The organism is Microbacterium enclense (assembly GCF_001456955.1).
Lineage (GTDB): Bacteria > Actinomycetota > Actinomycetes > Actinomycetales > Microbacteriaceae > Microbacterium > Microbacterium enclense.
On record NZ_KQ758467.1, the window covers coordinates 267,948 to 283,421 of the forward strand.

Annotated in this window: 12 protein-coding genes and 3 tRNA genes; 5 read left to right on the plus strand and 10 right to left on the minus strand. The window is 70.7% G+C overall.

Features of this window, described 5'->3' with window-relative positions:
* Positions 1-37 precede the first annotated feature (37 nt).
* From AS029_RS01210 to AS029_RS01230, 5 genes are all read right to left on the minus strand, one after another.
* On the minus strand, positions 38-1,324 hold the full coding sequence (locus AS029_RS01210; protein ID WP_058230789.1) for a kynureninase: 1,287 nt from the start codon (positions 1,322-1,324) through the stop codon (positions 38-40).
* Positions 1,314-2,252: an amidohydrolase family protein gene (locus AS029_RS01215; RefSeq protein WP_058230790.1), complete on the minus strand. Its 939-nt coding sequence runs from the start codon at positions 2,250-2,252 to the stop codon at positions 1,314-1,316. The genes AS029_RS01210 and AS029_RS01215 overlap by 11 nt, the downstream gene beginning before the upstream one ends.
* 10 nt (positions 2,253-2,262) lie before the next feature.
* On the minus strand, positions 2,263-2,520 hold the full coding sequence (locus AS029_RS01220; protein WP_058230791.1) for a glutaredoxin family protein: 258 nt from the start codon (positions 2,518-2,520) through the stop codon (positions 2,263-2,265).
* Between the two features lie 66 nt (positions 2,521-2,586).
* Positions 2,587-3,714, minus strand: coding sequence for a glycosyltransferase (locus tag AS029_RS01225; protein WP_058230792.1), 1,128 nt, complete (start codon positions 3,712-3,714; stop codon positions 2,587-2,589).
* A gap of 155 nt (positions 3,715-3,869) precedes the next feature.
* Positions 3,870-5,021 carry a polysaccharide deacetylase family protein gene (locus AS029_RS01230; protein WP_082642088.1) on the minus strand — a complete coding sequence of 384 codons (1,152 nt, stop codon included), beginning with the start codon at positions 5,019-5,021 and terminating at the stop codon, positions 3,870-3,872.
* Between the two features lie 106 nt (positions 5,022-5,127).
* Here AS029_RS01230 and AS029_RS01235 point away from each other — a divergent pair, with 106 nt between their 5' ends.
* From AS029_RS01235 to AS029_RS01245, 3 genes are all read left to right on the plus strand, one after another.
* Positions 5,128-6,084 (plus strand): Gfo/Idh/MocA family protein, encoded by a 957-nt coding sequence (locus AS029_RS01235; RefSeq protein WP_058230793.1) that lies wholly within the window; start codon positions 5,128-5,130, stop codon positions 6,082-6,084.
* 40 nt (positions 6,085-6,124) lie between these two features.
* The gene (gene chrA, locus AS029_RS01240) at positions 6,125-7,318 is read left to right on the plus strand and encodes a chromate efflux transporter (protein ID WP_058230794.1); all 1,194 of its coding nucleotides are present in this window, start codon (positions 6,125-6,127) and stop codon (positions 7,316-7,318) included.
* A 166-nt stretch (positions 7,319-7,484) separates the two neighbouring features.
* Complete coding sequence (locus AS029_RS01245; RefSeq protein ID WP_058230795.1) at positions 7,485-9,068, plus strand: AMP-binding protein; 1,584 nt, start codon at positions 7,485-7,487, stop codon at positions 9,066-9,068.
* Positions 9,069-9,119: 51 nt separating this feature from the next.
* Here the strand turns inward: AS029_RS01245 and AS029_RS01250 are convergent, their stop codons facing one another.
* From AS029_RS01250 to AS029_RS01265, 4 genes are all read right to left on the minus strand, one after another.
* Positions 9,120-11,180 carry an MDR family MFS transporter gene (locus AS029_RS01250; protein ID WP_228375850.1) on the minus strand — a complete coding sequence of 687 codons (2,061 nt, stop codon included), beginning with the start codon at positions 11,178-11,180 and terminating at the stop codon, positions 9,120-9,122.
* A gap of 426 nt (positions 11,181-11,606) precedes the next feature.
* A tRNA-Phe gene (locus AS029_RS01255) sits at positions 11,607-11,679 on the minus strand.
* A gap of 64 nt (positions 11,680-11,743) precedes the next feature.
* A tRNA-Asp gene (locus tag AS029_RS01260) sits at positions 11,744-11,817 on the minus strand.
* A gap of 28 nt (positions 11,818-11,845) precedes the next feature.
* Positions 11,846-11,918: transfer RNA gene (locus AS029_RS01265), tRNA-Glu, on the minus strand.
* Positions 11,919-12,133: 215 nt separating this feature from the next.
* Here AS029_RS01265 and AS029_RS01270 point away from each other — a divergent pair.
* Complete coding sequence (locus tag AS029_RS01270; RefSeq protein WP_058230796.1) at positions 12,134-13,582, plus strand: M23 family metallopeptidase; 1,449 nt, start codon at positions 12,134-12,136, stop codon at positions 13,580-13,582.
* Between the two features lie 58 nt (positions 13,583-13,640).
* Here AS029_RS01270 and AS029_RS01275 read toward each other — a convergent pair whose 3' ends face one another.
* Positions 13,641-14,174 carry an inorganic diphosphatase gene (locus AS029_RS01275; protein WP_058230797.1) on the minus strand — a complete coding sequence of 178 codons (534 nt, stop codon included), beginning with the start codon at positions 14,172-14,174 and terminating at the stop codon, positions 13,641-13,643.
* Positions 14,175-14,441: 267 nt separating this feature from the next.
* On the opposite strand from AS029_RS01275, the gene tilS reads away from it, so the two are divergent.
* A complete protein-coding gene (gene tilS, locus AS029_RS01280; protein ID WP_058230798.1) occupies positions 14,442-15,440 on the plus strand; it encodes a tRNA lysidine(34) synthetase TilS in 999 nt (332 codons plus the stop codon).
* The last annotated feature ends 34 nt before the right edge of the window (positions 15,441-15,474 follow it).

The following is a 15,474-nucleotide window of genomic DNA, read 5'->3' on the forward strand; positions in this document are numbered from 1 at the left end:
CGCGATTCGTGCACGGGCCGCCGTGAGACGCCCCGCCTCAGCGCTCCGCGCGTACCGCGTCGGCGACGGCGCGGAGCCCCGTGAGCGTCTCGGCGAAGCTCGTCGACAGCGGCGATAGGCCGATCCGCAGGCCGTGCGGATCCCGGTAGTCGGGGATCACGTCGCCTTCCCACAGGTGGGCGGTCACGGCCCGCATCGCGGGGTGCGACAGCGTGACGTGGCCGCCGCGCTCGGCGCTGTCGCGCGGGGAGGCGAGGCGCACCCCGAGCGGACTCAGGATGCCGTCTGCCACCCGCACCGTGAACTCGGTCAGTGCGACGGACTTCGCTCGCACCGCGCCGATACCCGCCTCCTCGATCAGATCGAGGGTGTCCTGCATCGCGATCATGGCCAGCACCGGCGGCGTGCCCGAGAGGAAGCGCCGCATCCCGTCGGCGGGGCGGTACACCGGCCCCATCGAGAAGACGTCGGCCGCGCCCATCCAGCCCTGCACGGGCTGTGTCAGCGTGCGCTGGTGCCGCTCGGCGACGTAGGCGAAGGCGGGAGAGCCCGGTCCGCCGTTGAGGTACTTGTACGTGCAGCCGACGGCGAGGTCGGCCCCCCACGCGTCGAGCTCCACCGGTACGGACCCGGCGGAGTGGCAGAGGTCCCACAGCACGAGCGCGCCGGCGTCGTGCGCGATGCGCGTGAGAGCGGCGCCGTCGGCCAGGTATCCGGAGCGGTACGACACGTGGCTCAGCAGCACGACGGCGGTGCGGTCGGTCACCGCGGCGCCGAGCAGCTCGGCATCCACCCCGCGCGAGGTGTCGACGTCGACCCACACCACGCGGGCACCACGCTCGGCCGCGATGCCCTCGACGAGGTACCGGTCGGTCGGGAAGTCGTCGCGGCCCACCACGATCTCGACCCGTCGCGGATCGGCGGTCATCTGCGCGTCGAGCGCGGCCCGCAGCAGCTTGTAGAGCAGCACGGTCGTGGAGTCGCCGATGAGGGTCTGGCCGGATGCCGCGCCGAGCGCGAGCGCGCCGATACGGTCGCCGATGGTGAAGGGCAGCTGCATCCACGACTCATCCCATCCGCGGATGAGGCGACCGCCCCACTCGTCGGTGACGAAGCGCGACAGACGGTCGACCGTCGCACGCGGCGGGCGCCCGAGGGAATTGCCGTCGAAGTAGACCAGGGGAGTCTCGGCGCCGACGAAGGCGGCCCGGTGATGCTTGAGGGGGTCATCGGCGTCGAGAGCCGACGCCTCCGCCTCGAGCGACACAGGGGGCACCTCGAGGGCGTCGACGGAGCCGAAGTCGGGGGTGGGGTCAGTCGACATGGGTCAGCTCCTCTGTGGCGACGACCGTGCCGCGGCTGAGCCAGGTGGGCACGTCGTCGGGATCGGTGGGCGCGGGGCCCGGCACGAAGGTCGAGACCGCGGAGTTCGGCCCGACGTGCGGCCACGGGTCGGTGAGGGCCGCGACGAGGGCGTCGCCGCGCACACCCGCGTCGTGAAGAGCCCGCAGCTCGCGGCGGTTCACTCCGACGGGCAGGGGACCGTTGCCGAGGTCGGTGCCGTAGAGCACTCGGCCCCCGCGCGCCGCGAAGGCGCGCAGGTTCGCGATCGCCTGGGCACGGGCGGCGCCGCGGTGGATGTCGAGCGTCGAGATCCAGACCTGGCCCGCCGCGACGGCCCGCGACAGCGTCCGCCGCGAGACCGGTGCGTCGAAGGGGGTGTGCGCGAGCGCAGCGACACCGAAGGCGATCGCCCGTTCGACCTGGCCGGATCCCTGGGCGTGGGCGACGACGGGGAGCCCGCGGTCGCCGGCTGCCGCGACGATCGACGCCAGCACCTCGTCGGACACCACCGGACCTGCGTCGGCGTGCAGCGCCACTTTGATGACGGAGGCTCCGGCATCCGCCTGTGCGTCGACGGCGGTCTGCGCGCCACCGTCGACCCCGGGATGCCGCGAAGCGTCGGTGACGATGCGCACCGTGGCATCGGGAGCCCACGACCGACCCTGCGGATACCCGCCGGGTGCGGTGAGGAAGGCACCGGCGTACGCGATTCGCGGCAGACCGGCCGCTCGGCGGGCGAGGGCGACGGGATCACCGCCGAGGTCGACGACACCGGCGATGCCGCGGGCGGCGAGCGCGGTGGGGTCGATCAGGTGCAGGTGCACGTGGTGATCGACGAAGGCCGGCAGCGCGGTGCCGGCCTCCGTCGTCAGTGCGCGCCGGACGGACCGGGCGGCGGACAGGGTCATGCCGACCCGATCAGATCAGCGACAGCTCGCGGAGCTTGGCCTCGACGTCGGCGTTGGAGGGCTCGACGTGGTGGCTGGAGTCGGGGTACACCACGACGGGGATGCTGGTGCGCCCCGAGATCTCTTTCGCCACGTCGGCGGCGGCGGGGTCGGCGACAAGGTCGACGTAGTCGTAGTCGATGCCGAGCTCGTCGAGCTGCTTCTTCGTGCGGATGCAATCGCGGCACCAGTCGGCGCCGAACATACGAATGGGTGCGTCAGAGGACATGCCTCCAGCGTACGCGGGTGCGCCGACACCGGCCCCGGCCGACGGCGCGGAGCGGCGCCTGAGTCGTCAGGCGGTGACTTCGTCTTCGAGGGGTTCGATGGCGCGCACGGCCTTGCCGACCCGGCTCTTCTTGGGGGCGTAGACCACGAGGGCGTGGAAGACGAAGCGCACGACGAACGCGGCGATGAGGGTCAGGGCGGCGGCGAGGACGCTCTGGATGTGCGCCTGGCTCACCAGCACCCAGATCACCGGGATGCGCACGATCGCCTCGATGCCGTTGAAGGTGAACGACTTGATGAAGCGGTGCCGCATGAGCCCGGACTCCGCGCGCATGTCGGCGAAGACGAGGTATTCGAGGGCGAGGAAGTTCGCCACGATCGTCACCACGCTGGCGATCACCGCGGCGACGATGTACTGCACGCCCACCATCTGCAGCGCCCACATGATCGCCAGGTTGGCGAGGGCGCCGAGCCCGCCCACGAGCGCGAAGGCGGACATGCGACCGAAGCGCAGCATCGTCAGCTGCAGCAGGAACCGCATGCCCTGGCTGAACGACGCCTTCGACTCCCCGGCGAAGCGGGCGGCGAACGAGAACGGCACCTCGGCGATGCGCATCTGCTTGCGGGCGAGGATCTCGAGCAGGATCTTGAACCCGCGCGGCTGCAGCGTCTCGACCTCGAGGGCGCGACGGTCCACCAGGAAGAACCCGGTCATCGGGTCGGAGCAGTTGTGCAGCTTCTTCGGGAACATCGCCTTGGTCAGAAGCGTCGATGCGCGCGACACCGCGGTGCGCACCGCGTTGGCGAGACCGTCGGAGGTGCCGCCGGCGATGTACCGGGATGCCACGACGACGTCGACGTCGCCCTGCTCGGCGCGGGCCAGCAACTCGGCGATGACCTCCGGCGGGTGCTGCAGATCGCCGTCCATCACCACGCACCGATCGGATGCCGCGGCCTTGATGCCCTCGACCACGGCACCGCCGAGACCGCCCACGGGGTCGTCGCGGTGGATCAAACGCACCGGGATCTGCGCGGAGGCGGCGACCGCGCGGATCACGTCGGGGGTGTCGTCGGTGGAGTCATCGACGAAGATCACCTCGACGACGCGGCCCGCCATGGCATCCGTCGTGCGACGCACGAGTTCGGCGACGTTCGGACCCTCGTTGAAGGTCGGAACGATGACGGAAAGATCCATGGGTACTCGCGTTTTCGTGAAAAGTCTGGGGTGACACAGCGTAATGAGACCGACGCGTGCCTCTACAGGATTGTCGCGGACGTACCTGTGAGCTAGCGGTTGCCAGCCTCCGCATCGTGTGCGCGACGGTGGCGCGAGATGCTGGGGGGCGGTTGTCAGCCGATCTTGGCTCGAAGGTCGTCGACGGTCATGCCGTAGTCGATGCGGACGACGGGCAAAGCCAGCTTATCGGTCCCGATCCGGACGTACCCGGGTTCGATCCCGCGGCCGAGCTCGAACCCCGCCCGGCGCACGCCTTCCTTCGTCGTGTCGTTGTAGTGGCCGAACGGGTAGGCGACGACCTCCTTCGCGCCGAGGATCTGCGCCGACTGCTCGAGGTCGGCCGCGATCGTGGCGGCGTCGTCGTTGACCATGCGGCCCTTGCCGTTCGCCCCCGCGCGGTGCATGTCGTGCGTGTGCGAGCGCTGCAGCACGAAGCGGTTCGGGGTGGGTTCGGTGCGCGCCGAGGTGATGACGAACGAGGTCGTGAGCAGGTTGCGTCCGTCGACGATCGGGGCCGCCATCTCGAGCCAGGTGCTGTCGGCGTCGTCATCCGTGATCACGACCGACCGTTTCGGCAGGAACAGTGCACCGTCGATGAACGCGCTGACTTCGTCCCAGGTGGGCAGGTAGAACTTCCCGTCCTGGATGTGGGCCATCTGCGCGTCGAAGTCGCCGATGTAGGCGTAGTTGCCACGCAGCCAGTTGTCTTCGCCGTCGGGGTTCCGCGTGAACTGGTGGTACATCAGGATCGGCAGAGCGGTGTCTTCCGCCGCGTTCGCGTCGGGGGTCGTCCATGCGGCGTACAGCGTGCGCTCGCGATCGGTGCAAGTGACGAGGTCGGCCCCGTTGATCCGCTCGGCCGCGTTCAGCGACGCGGCTTCGGCAGCCGTCGGGTACCACCCGGCGAACACGCGACCGTCGGCGCGGGGGAGGGGCAGCTCGTCGTACCGCACGTCTTCGGTCTGCAGCTGGGGTTCGAGGGCGATGCCGTCTCCCACGAACGACACGGCGCAGGCCTTCGGATCGGTCGTCGTCGCCAGCAGCTTCTCGGCGGGGCTCAGCGGCGTGGGGGTCGGCGTCGGGCTGGGGGTCGGCTCGCTGGAGGTCGTCGGCTCCGCAACAGGGGTGGGCGATGCGGTGCGGGTGAGGGCGAAGGCGGCGACGCCGCCGGTGATCAGCACGACGGCGACGGTTGCGACGATCGTGCGGCGCAGGCGCACGCGTCGAGAGGTGCGGCGGCGGTGCTCGGCGCGGCTGACGGTCATGAGGCCTCAGGGGTCGGTGGTCGGGTCGGCGCGATCCTATCGGGACGTATGACGAAAGCCTGGGACGCATCGCGCCGCACCGCGGCGGGCGCGGCAGGATGAGGGGATGATCCGCTTCGGCATCGTCGGCACCAGTTCCATCTCCGAGCGCTTCGCCGGGGCGGTGAGGCAGGTCGCGGGCGCGGGCGTGAGCCGCGTGTCGTCGCGCGACGCCGAACGCGCTCGGTCGTTCGCCGACCGCATCGGAGCGCCCGGAGTCGCGGTGGGCCTCGACGACCTGCTCGCCGCTCCGGACGTCGACGCCGTGTACCTCGCCAGTCCCAACTCCGCGCATGCCGCGCAGATCGCGTCGGCGGTGGATGCCGGCATCCCGGTGCTCGTGGAGAAGCCCGCGGTGCTGACGGCGGCGGAGTGGGATGCCGCCGTCGCGCGCGCCCGTGACCGCGGCGTCGTGCTGCTCGAGGCGATGCGCACGGCGTACGACCCGGGCCTGGCCGCCGTTCGAGCGGCGCTGGGCGATCTCGGACCCGTGCGGCGTGTCTCGCTGCGGTACGAGAAGCGGTCGGCGCGGTACGACGAGGTGCTTGCGGGCCGTCAGACGAACATCCTCGACCCCGAGATGGGCGGGGGCGCCCTGCGCGATCTCGGCGTCTATCCGCTCCACGCGCTCGTGCGTCTGTTCGGCGCGCCGCGGGCGGTGCAGGGGGTGCGCGTGGGGATCGCGTCGGAGACCGACGGTCTGGGCAGTGCGCTCGCGACCTACGACGGCTTCGTGGCCGACGTCGCCTGGTCGAAGATCACCGACACCAGCCTGCCGAGCGAGATTCAGGGCGAAGAGGGGTCGCTGCTGATCGATGCGATCGACGCGCCGCGGCGCCTCGTCGTCACCCCGCGCGGCGGCGTCCCCCGCGTCATCACCGTGCCCGCCGATGACAACCCCATGGTCGGCGAGGTGCGCCGCTTCGTCGACGCCGTCGCGGGGGCCGACATCGACGAGGACCAGCGGGCCACCGCGACGACCCTCGGGCTCGTCGACGCCCTGCTCGATCGCCCTCTTGCCTGAGGTTCACCCGTTGTTTCCCCCGCGGCGACAGGATGCCGGGATGCAGCGAGCGGGACGTGCGGGTGAGGTGTTCTTGGCGTTCCTCCGCCTGGGGCTGACGTCGTTCGGGGGACCGGTCGCGCACCTCGGTTACTTCCGCGACGATCTCGTCGTGCGGCGGAAGTGGATGGACGACCGCGCGTACGCCGACCTGGTCGCGCTGTGCCAGTTCCTCCCGGGTCCGGCGTCGAGCCAGGTCGGCTTCGCGATGGGGCTGCAGCGCGCCGGGTTCACCGGTGCGCTCGCCGCCTTCGCCGCCTTCACGCTGCCGTCGGCGATCCTGCTCGCGGCGTTCGCAGCCGGTGCGGCGGCTCTCGGCGGCTCCGTCGGCGAGGGGGTCCTGGCCGGGCTCAAGATCGTCGCCGTCGCGATAGTCGCGCACGCCGTGTGGGGGATGGCCCGCACGCTCACCCCCGATGCGCCGCGCGCGGGGATCGCGGTGGCGGCCCTGGCGCTCGCCCTGCTGCTCCCCGCCGCGCCGGGGCAGCTCGGCGCGCTCGCCCTCGGCGTGGTCGCGGGTCTGCTCCTCCTGCGCGGCGTCGAAGACTCCGCCGTCGCGTCGCTGCCGTCGTTCGGCGTGCGGCGCCCGGTGGCGGTCGTGTGCCTCGCCCTGTTCGCCGGCGGGCTCATCGCGCTGCCCCTTGTGGCCGCCGCGACGGGGTCGGGCGCGGTGTCGCTCGTCGACGCCTTCTTCCGCGCCGGGGCCCTCGTGTTCGGCGGCGGGCACGTCGTGCTGCCCCTGCTGCAGGCGGGTGTCGTCGACACCGGCTGGGTGTCGCCGGAGTCGTTCCTCGCGGGCTACGGCGCAGCGCAAGCCGTGCCGGGACCGCTGTTCACCTTCTCGGCGTACCTGGGGGCCGTCTCGACCGCCGGGCCCGGTGGCATCCCGGGTGCCGCCCTCGCCCTCGGGGCGATCTTCCTCCCCGGCTTCCTCATCCTCGTCGGCGTGCTCCCGTTCTGGGACGCCGTGCGTGCGCGCCCGCGCGTGCGGGCCGCGATGCGCGGGGCGAACGCCGCCGTCGTCGGCATCCTGGCCGCCGCGCTGTACGCACCGGTGTTCACCACGGCCATCACGGGCCCGGCACCGCTCGTGCTGGCGGCGGTGGGTTTCGTGCTGCTGACAGTGTTCGAAGCGCCGGCGTGGGCGGTCGTGCTCGTCGGTGCCGCGGGCGGCGTCGTGCTCGCGCTCGTGTGAGCCGACGGGCGTCGCGGCGCTCTCCCCGCGGTGCACCACCGCCCGGCGCCAGACCGGGGTCGCCGGCATCCTGAGACTCGTCTTGGGGAATGGTGACACCGGGTGTCAGCGGTGCCAGGATGAGCGCACGGCGACGACGCCGCCGGTGTTTTCGAGGGAGAGAACCGTGTTCCACAGCCCCCACCCGTCCGTCGAGGTGCCCGATGAGAGCATCTACGACTACCTGTTCGGCTCGCTCGACGATGGCGACCTCGACCGCGTCGCCCTGGTCGATCCGGCGAGCGGTGCCGAAACCACGTACGGTGCACTCCGCGCGCAGGTCGACGCGTTCGCCGGGGCGCTCGCGGTGCGCGGCGTCGACACCGACACGGTCGTCGCGATGCTCTGCCCGAACGTTCCGGCCTTCGCGACGGTGTTCCACGGCATCCTGCGCCTGGGCGCGACCATCACCACGATCAACTCGCTCTACACCGCGCACGAGATCGAGAACCAGCTCCGTGATGCCGCGGCCACCTGGCTCGTGACCGTGTCGCCGCTGCTGCCGCAGGCCCTCGAGGCGGCGCGCGCGGTCGGCATCCCCGACGAGCGGGTGATCGTGCTCGACGGCGTCGAGGGGCACCCGGATCTGCGCGCCCTGCTCGGCGAGGGGCGGACGCCGCCCGAGGTCACGATCGACCCCGCGACGCACGTCGCCGTGCTGCCGTACTCGTCGGGGACGACGGGGGTGCCGAAGGGCGTGATGCTCTCGCACCGAAACCTCGTCGCGAACGTGCACCAGTGCCGCCCGGTGATCGAGATCGGCGCCGACGACCGCGTGCTCGCCGTGCTGCCGTTCTTCCACATCTACGGTATGACGGTGCTGCTGAACCTCGCCCTGCGTCAGCGCGCGACACTCGTCACGATGCCGCGGTTCGACCTGATGGAGTTCCTCCGCGTCATCCAGGATCACCGCTGCACGTTCCTCTTCATCGCCCCGCCCATCGCGGTCGCGCTCGCGAAGCACCCGGCCGTCGAGCAATTCGACCTCTCGAGCGTGCACAGCGTGTTCTCGGGCGCCGCCCCGCTCGACGGCGAGACGGCCGAGACCGCGGGCCGGCGCATCGGCGCCCGGTTCTTCCAGGGCTACGGCATGAGCGAGCTGAGCCCGGTGTCGCACGCGATCCCGGCGGAGGGTGGGATGCCGGTCAGCTCGGTCGGCGTGCTCATCCCGAACTGCGACGCCAAGCTCGTCGATCCAGAGACAGGCGCGGAGCTCGAGGAGCACGGCGACGACGGACTCACCGCGCCGGGGGAGATCTGGGTGCGCGGCCCCAACGTCATGCTCGGCTACCTGAACCGTCCCGACGCCACGGCCGAGACGCTCGATGCCGACGGGTTCCTGCACACCGGAGACATCGGCGTGCACCACGTCGACGGGTACTTCACGATCGTCGACCGGCTGAAGGAGCTCATCAAGTACCACGGCTATCAGATCGCCCCGGCCGAGCTCGAGGCGCTGCTGCTGTCGCATCCGAAGATCCAGGATGCCGCCGTCATCGGCGTGCGCGGCGACGACGGCGAGGAGATCCCCAAGGCGTTCGTGGTGGCGGCACCGGATGCCGGCCTGTCGGCCGAAGACGTGATGGCGTTCGTGGCGGGGCAGGTGGCGCCGCACAAGAAGGTGCGCCGCGTGGAGTTCATCGATGCGGTGCCGAAGTCCGCGTCGGGCAAGATCCTGCGGAAGGACCTGCGGGCGCGCGAGGCCGCGTGAGAACGCCGAAGGGCGAGGGTGTCGTCGAGACACCCCCGCCCTTCGTTCCCGTCACGGCGTGAGCAGCGCGCCGGTGTTGACGGCGGCCTCGGCCGCGCGCTTCTCTTCGTCGTCCTTACCGCGACGCTCGTCGGCGGCCTCCTGCAGCGCCGACTTCGACCGCAGCGGCGGGGTGCGGAAGAACAGCGACAGCACGAACGCGAGCAGCACGACGCTCATCGCCACCCAGTAGACGCTCGTCGCCGACGAGTTGAAGCCGACGAGGAAGGGCTTGGTCAGCCGCGCGTCGGCACCCACGAGGAACGACGTGTCATCCAGCGTCGACCCGCCGATCGAGGTGTCCTGGTCGCCCGAGGTGAACCGGTCGGTCAGGGTGTCGGCGACGCCGTCGACGAAGGCCTCGCGGTCGGCGGCATCCGAGAAGTCCAGGCTGACGGAGCCGTCGCCACCGACGCGGGCGACGGGCACCTGCTGGCGGATCTGCGCCGACGCGGCCGAGATCGCCTGTGCCACGGCGGCCTGCGTCGCCTGCGTCTGGGCGGCGGCGGGAATCTGGCCCGCTGCCACCTGCTGCGCCACGGCCTGGGTCGCGGCATCCGTCGCCTGCTGCACACCCTGCTGCACCTGCTGGGTCACGGCATCCGTCGTCTGGGTCACGATCGGGGCGTAGATCGACGACATGATCTTCTCGTTCGCGGGCGCCGATGCCGTGGCCGGATCGAAGGCGGCGTCGAGCGCGTCGGTGAGGGTGGCCCGGTCGCCGAACGAGCCGACGATGTTCGAGGGCATGAGCGTGAACAGCAACGACAGCAGCACCGCGGTGCCGAGCGTTCCGCCGATCTGACGGAAGAACGTCGAGCCGCTGGTGGCCACGCCCATGTCGCGCACGCCCACCGAGTTCTGGCTCGCGATCGTGAGGGTCTGCATGAGCTGGCCGAGGCCGAGACCGATCACGAGCATCGCGATGGCGACCTGCCAGTAGGGGCTGTCGTACTTCAGGAACGTCAGCAGGAAGAAGCCGACCGACATCAGCGCGGTGCCGAGGATCGGGAACAGGCGGTAGCGACCCGTGCGCGCGATGATCTGGCCGCTCGCGATCGAGGCGATCATGAGCCCGAGGATCATCGGCAGCATCTCGAGGCCGCTCTGCGTAGGGGTCGACCCGAGTACGAGCTGCAGGTACAGCGGCAGGGTCAGCATCGCGCCGAACATGCCGAAGCCGACGAGCACGCCGATGACCGTGGCCATCGAGAACGTCGGCGAGCGGAAGAGCTTCAGCGGGATGAGCGCGTCGTCTTTCATCTTCGTCTCGGCGATGACGAAGGCCAGGATGCCGAGAGCACCGACGACGTAGCACGCGAGGGCGATCGGGGAGCCCCAGCCCCACTCGCGGCCCTGCTCGGCGACGAGCAGCAGCGGCACGAGGGCGACGATCACGAAGGTCGCGCCCCACCAGTCGATGCGCACCGAGTGCCGCGGCTGCTTCGGAATGTGCAGGAACCGCCAGACGATCCCGAGCGCGACGATGCCGATCGGCACGTTGATGAGGAACACCCAGCGCCAGCCGGTGATGAAGAGGATCTCGCTCGCGCCGGCGAACAGGCCGCCCACGAGCGGGCCGATCACGCTGGAGATGCCGAAGACGGCGAGGAAGTAGCCCTGGTACTTCGCACGCTCGCGCGGAGCGAGGATGTCGCCCATGATCGCCAGCGGCATCGACATGAGCCCACCCGCGCCGAGGCCCTGGATCGCGCGGAACGCGGCGAGCTCCACCATCGAGGTCGAGAAGCTCGCGAGCACCGAGCCGATGATGAAGATGAGGATGGCGATGAGGAACAGCGGGCGCCGGCCGAAGATGTCGGACAGCTTGCCGTAGATGGGCGTCGAGATCGTCGACACGATCAGGTACGCCGTGGTGACCCACGCCTGCAGGCTGAGGCCCTGCAGGTCGTCGCCGATGGTGCGGATCGAGGTGCCGACCACGGTCTGGTCGAGCGCGGACAGGAACATGCCGGCCATGAGGCCGAAGATCACGAACATGATCATGCGGTGCGTCATGACCGTGTCGGTGGATGCCGTGTGCGCGCGACGGCTGCGGGTGATGTCTGACATCGGGGCCTCTTCGTGAGAAGCCTGGCGGACGGCTCAAAGGGCTCGGTCGGGCGCCAGGTATTTGCTGAAAGTCAAGCAAATAGTAGCGCCGCTCGGTGGCGTCGCGTAACCATCCCCGATGCGGGAATGCTATGCAGTCACCCGCCGCACCGCGGCAGGGGCGCGCTCCGCCGCCGTCAACGACGCCCGCCACGAGAACAGGGGGATGCCATGAAGACAGGGCGATCTGGCCGAGAAAGGCCTGTTCTCGTCACGCAGCCTGTTCTCGTCGCAGCGCGCGCCCGTGGCGCGGGGAGGCAGATGGGAGGAATGCCAGTGCGAGACGGGGCCGATAACCCGAAACGCTTTCTCGCCAGGGAAAGACAAAACCCCCGCCATGTAGAAGCTAGGCGAGGGTTTCTGGGACCGTTGTAACGACGGTCCTTGTGGCTCCGACGGGCGTCGATCCCGTGACCTCACGATTTTCAGTCGTGCGCTCTACCAACTGAGCTACAGAGCCGAGCGGCATGTCTGCCGCTTCCTAGACGAAGGGCCTTCCCGAAAGAAGGCCCGTCGCTATGGAGCGACCCTGACGGGACTTGAACCCGCGACCTCCGCCGTGACAGGGCGGCACGCTAACCAACTGCGCTACAGGGCCATGCTTGTTTAGTTGTCTTACCGGAAAGTGACCCCAACGGGATTCGAACCCGTGCTACCGCCGTGAAAGGGCGGCGTCCTAGGCCGCTAAACGATGGGGCCGGATGAGCCTGAAACCTTGCGATTTCAACCTCGCTTGCCGACGACCGAGCCTACTTCACAATCTCGGAGATTGCCAATCGAGGGCGTGGCGATGCGACATCCGCGCGTGTCGCGGGGTCAGAATCGGTAGTCGACCGGGGAACTCGCCCTGTTGTGTCTGTGACTCGTGTTGCTACTGTTGGCCGAGTTGCGACCCGGTGAGAAGAGGTATTCCCGTGACGCTCGAGCGCCCCGAAACCCCCGACGACTGCGGCTGCGCGCCCACGGCGAGTGAGAAGCGGCGTCTGTGGCCGGCGCTCGACCGCCGCAGCGCCCTGAAGTTCGGTGCCCTCGGCGCCGTCGCCTTCGGAGCGTTCGGCTCGGTGGCATCCGGATTCTCCACACCCGCGCTCGCCGCTGACTACCCCTCGTGGGCCGACGTCGAGGCCGCGCGCGCCAACGAGGCCGCGAAGGCCGCGGAGATCACTCGCATCCAGGGGCTCATCCAGGGTCTGCAGTCCGAGGTCGAGCGCACGCAGGCCGAGGTGAAGGCGCGCTCCGACGAGTACTTCGCCGCGCAGCAGGCGTACCAAGACGCCGACTACCGCGCGCAGCTGCTGCGGCAGCAGGCCGACGCCGAGGCGAACCGGGCGACGGAAGCCGCGAACAAGGCCGGCAAGGTCGCCGCGCAGCTGTACCGCTCGGGTGGTGACGACACGTCGCTCGATCTGTTCTTCTCGGGCTCCGCGGCGTCGGCCGACGACCTGCTCGCCAAGCTCGGCACGATGGACAAGCTGCTGGAGCGCAACCGCTCGGTCTACGCCTCGGCGGTGGCCGCGCGCGACAACGCGAGGAACCTCAGCAGCCAGGCCGACGACGCGACCGCCGAGCGCGAGCGACTGAAGGCGATCGCCGAAGAGAAGATGGCGGCCGCTCAGCAGGCCGCCCAGGCCGCGCAGGAAGCGCTCGCGGCCCAGCAGGCGAACCAGGCCGTGCTCGAGGCGCAGCTCGCCGCCCTGCAAGACACCACGGCCAAGACCGTCGCCGAGTACCAGGCGGGCGTCGAGGCCGAGCGCAAGGCCCGTGAGGAGCGCGAGCGCAAGGCGCGCGAAGAGGCCGCCGCCCGCGACGCCGAAGAGCGCGCGCGCCGCGAGCGCGAGGCCGCCGCCCGCCAGAACAGCGGCGGTGGCGGTGGCGGTGGCGGAAACTCCGGCGGCGGCGGTGGAGGCGGCGGAGGCGGTGGCGGTGGCGGAAACGTCAGCGGCGGCGGCTGGGCCCGTCCGTCGTCGGCGTACACGTCATCGGGCTATGGTCCTCGCTCCGGACAGTGCAACTCCAGCTACTGCGCCAGCACCTGGCACCTCGGACTCGACTTCGGCGCGAGCTGCTGGTCGCCGATCTACGCGGCATCCTCTGGCCGCGTCACCTACGCCGGCTACAACGGCGGCTTCGGCAACTACATCCGTATCGCCCACGACGACGGCTCCGGCACGGGATACGGCCACATCGTCGACGGCGGCATCTACGTCTCGTACGGCCAGCGCGTCGAGGCCGGTCAGCAGATCGCGGCGACCGGGCAGACGGGTAACTCGTTCGGCTGCCACCTGCACTTCGAGGTCTACCCGCCGTGGGGCGGCACGACCGATCCCGCGCCCTGGCTGCGCGATCGCGGCGTCGACGTCTGAGTCGCCGCACGAGAAAACCCCCGGTCGATCGACCGGGGGTTTCGTCGTACGCGGAGCGTCAGAGCGTGTTCGGAGCCTCGCCCGAACCCTGCGTCTTGGTCTGCGCGTCGTGCTCGTCGAAGCGCGTGAACGCCTCGCCCACCAGGCGCTCGGCCTCGGCGGCATCCGCCCACTCGTCGACCTTGACCCACTTGTTGGGCTCGAGGTCCTTGTAGTGCTCGAAGAAGTGCGTGATCTCCTTCTTGGTCCACTCGTCGATGTCGGCGACGTCCTGGATGTGGTCCCAGCGCGGGTCCTTCGCGAGCACGGCCACGACCTTGTCGTCACCGCCCGCCTCGTCGCTCATCTTCAGCACGCCGACGGGGCGCACCTTCGCGAGGATGCCGGGGTGCAGCTCGCGGTCGAGCAGCACGAGCACGTCGAGCGGGTCGCCGTCTTCGCCGAGGGTGTTCTCGAAGAAGCCGTAGTTGGCCGGGTAGCCGAACACCGTGTAGAGGATGCGGTCGAGGTAGACGCGGCCGGTGCCGTGGTCGACCTCGTACTTCACGCGGCTGCCGCGGGGGATCTCGATGACGGCGTCGTATGCGCCCATACTCATGCTCCTTGAAGTCTGTGGATTTCGCCGCTCAGCCTAGCCGGGAGGCCGCGTCGACTCCGATCCGTGACCCTGCACGACTGCGACCACCGCTCATTCCGCCCGCGGTGGATCGCCGGAGGACCGGCTTGCCGGGGTTGGGCGCACAACTCCTGCGGAGTCGGCCTGACGAGGCGCCAGGTCGCCGGCGCGGACCGGATTGCAGGAGTTGTGCGCGAGACGCCCGGGGCCGCGCCAGACGGTGCGCGCCGATACCGTGGGGGCATGGACCACCGCCCCGGACTCGACCCTTCCGTCGCCGAGGTGCGCCGCGCCGTGCGGGCGATGCTCGACACGGTCGACGGGCCCGTCGTCGTCGCCCTGTCGGGCGGCGCGGACTCCCTCGCCCTGGCGGCGGCGACGGCGTTCGAAGCCGGGCGGCGCGGCATCCGGGCCGAGGCGGTCGTCGTCGACCACGGTCTGCAGGCGGGATCGAATGCCGTGGCGGCGGCGGCCGCGGCGAAGGCCGGCGCCCTGGGGCTCGCCGCCAGGGTCGTCGCCGTCGACGTCGGCACGGCGGACGGGCCCGAAGCCGCTGCCCGGGAGGCCCGCTATGCCGGCCTCGCGCGCGCGGCGGCCGACATCGGCGCCGACACGGTGCTGCTCGGGCACACGCTCGACGACCAGGCCGAGACCGTGCTGCTGGGGCTCGCGCGCGGATCGGGCGGACTGAGCCTGGCAGGCATGCCAGCGGAGAGACGGGATGCCACGGGCCCGCGGTGGGCGCGTCCGCTGCTCGGCATCCATCGACGAACGACCCAGGCTGCGTGCGCCGCGGAGGGGCTCGAGCCGTGGTCCGACCCGCACAATCTCGACCCCGCGTACGCGCGGGTGCGGGTGCGCGAGCGCGTGCTGCCGGTGCTGGAGGCGGAGCTCGGGCCGGGCGTCGCCGAGGCGCTCGCGCGCACCGCCGAGCAGCTGCGCGAAGACGCCGAGGCCTTTCAAGACATGATCGACGAGACGATCGAAGACATCGTCGAGCACGCCGAAGCGGGTATCTCGATCTCGGTCGCAGCCCTCGCCGCCAACCCTGCGGCACTGCGCAACCGCATCGTGCGCTACGTCGTCGAGAGCGAGTTCGGCGCCGCCCTGTCGCGTACGCAGACGCTCGAGGTCACGCGGCTCGCCGTGGACTGGCAGGGGCAGGGGCCCATCGACCTGCCCGGGTGCGTCGCCCGTCGCGTCGGGGCGGGCATCGAGATCACCGCGCGCGCGGCATCCTGACCAGCCGTCTCGCAGACGACGCGACATAGACTTT

Coding starts and splice junctions, on each gene's coding strand:
- AS029_RS01210 (WP_058230789.1), bottom strand. CDS start 1,324: ATGTCGACTGACCCCACCCCCGACTTCGGCTCCGTCGACGCCCTCGAG.
- AS029_RS01215 (WP_058230790.1), bottom strand. CDS start 2,252: ATGACCCTGTCCGCCGCCCGGTCCGTCCGGCGCGCACTGACGACGGAG.
- AS029_RS01220 (WP_058230791.1), bottom strand. CDS start 2,520: ATGTCCTCTGACGCACCCATTCGTATGTTCGGCGCCGACTGGTGCCGC.
- AS029_RS01225 (WP_058230792.1), bottom strand. CDS start 3,714: ATGGATCTTTCCGTCATCGTTCCGACCTTCAACGAGGGTCCGAACGTC.
- AS029_RS01230 (WP_082642088.1), bottom strand. CDS start 5,021: ATGACCGTCAGCCGCGCCGAGCACCGCCGCCGCACCTCTCGACGCGTG.
- AS029_RS01235 (WP_058230793.1), top strand. CDS start 5,128: ATGATCCGCTTCGGCATCGTCGGCACCAGTTCCATCTCCGAGCGCTTC.
- chrA (WP_058230794.1), top strand. CDS start 6,125: ATGCAGCGAGCGGGACGTGCGGGTGAGGTGTTCTTGGCGTTCCTCCGC.
- AS029_RS01250 (WP_228375850.1), bottom strand. CDS start 11,180: ATGTCAGACATCACCCGCAGCCGTCGCGCGCACACGGCATCCACCGAC.
- AS029_RS01275 (WP_058230797.1), bottom strand. CDS start 14,174: ATGGGCGCATACGACGCCGTCATCGAGATCCCCCGCGGCAGCCGCGTG.
- tilS (WP_058230798.1), top strand. CDS start 14,442: ATGGACCACCGCCCCGGACTCGACCCTTCCGTCGCCGAGGTGCGCCGC.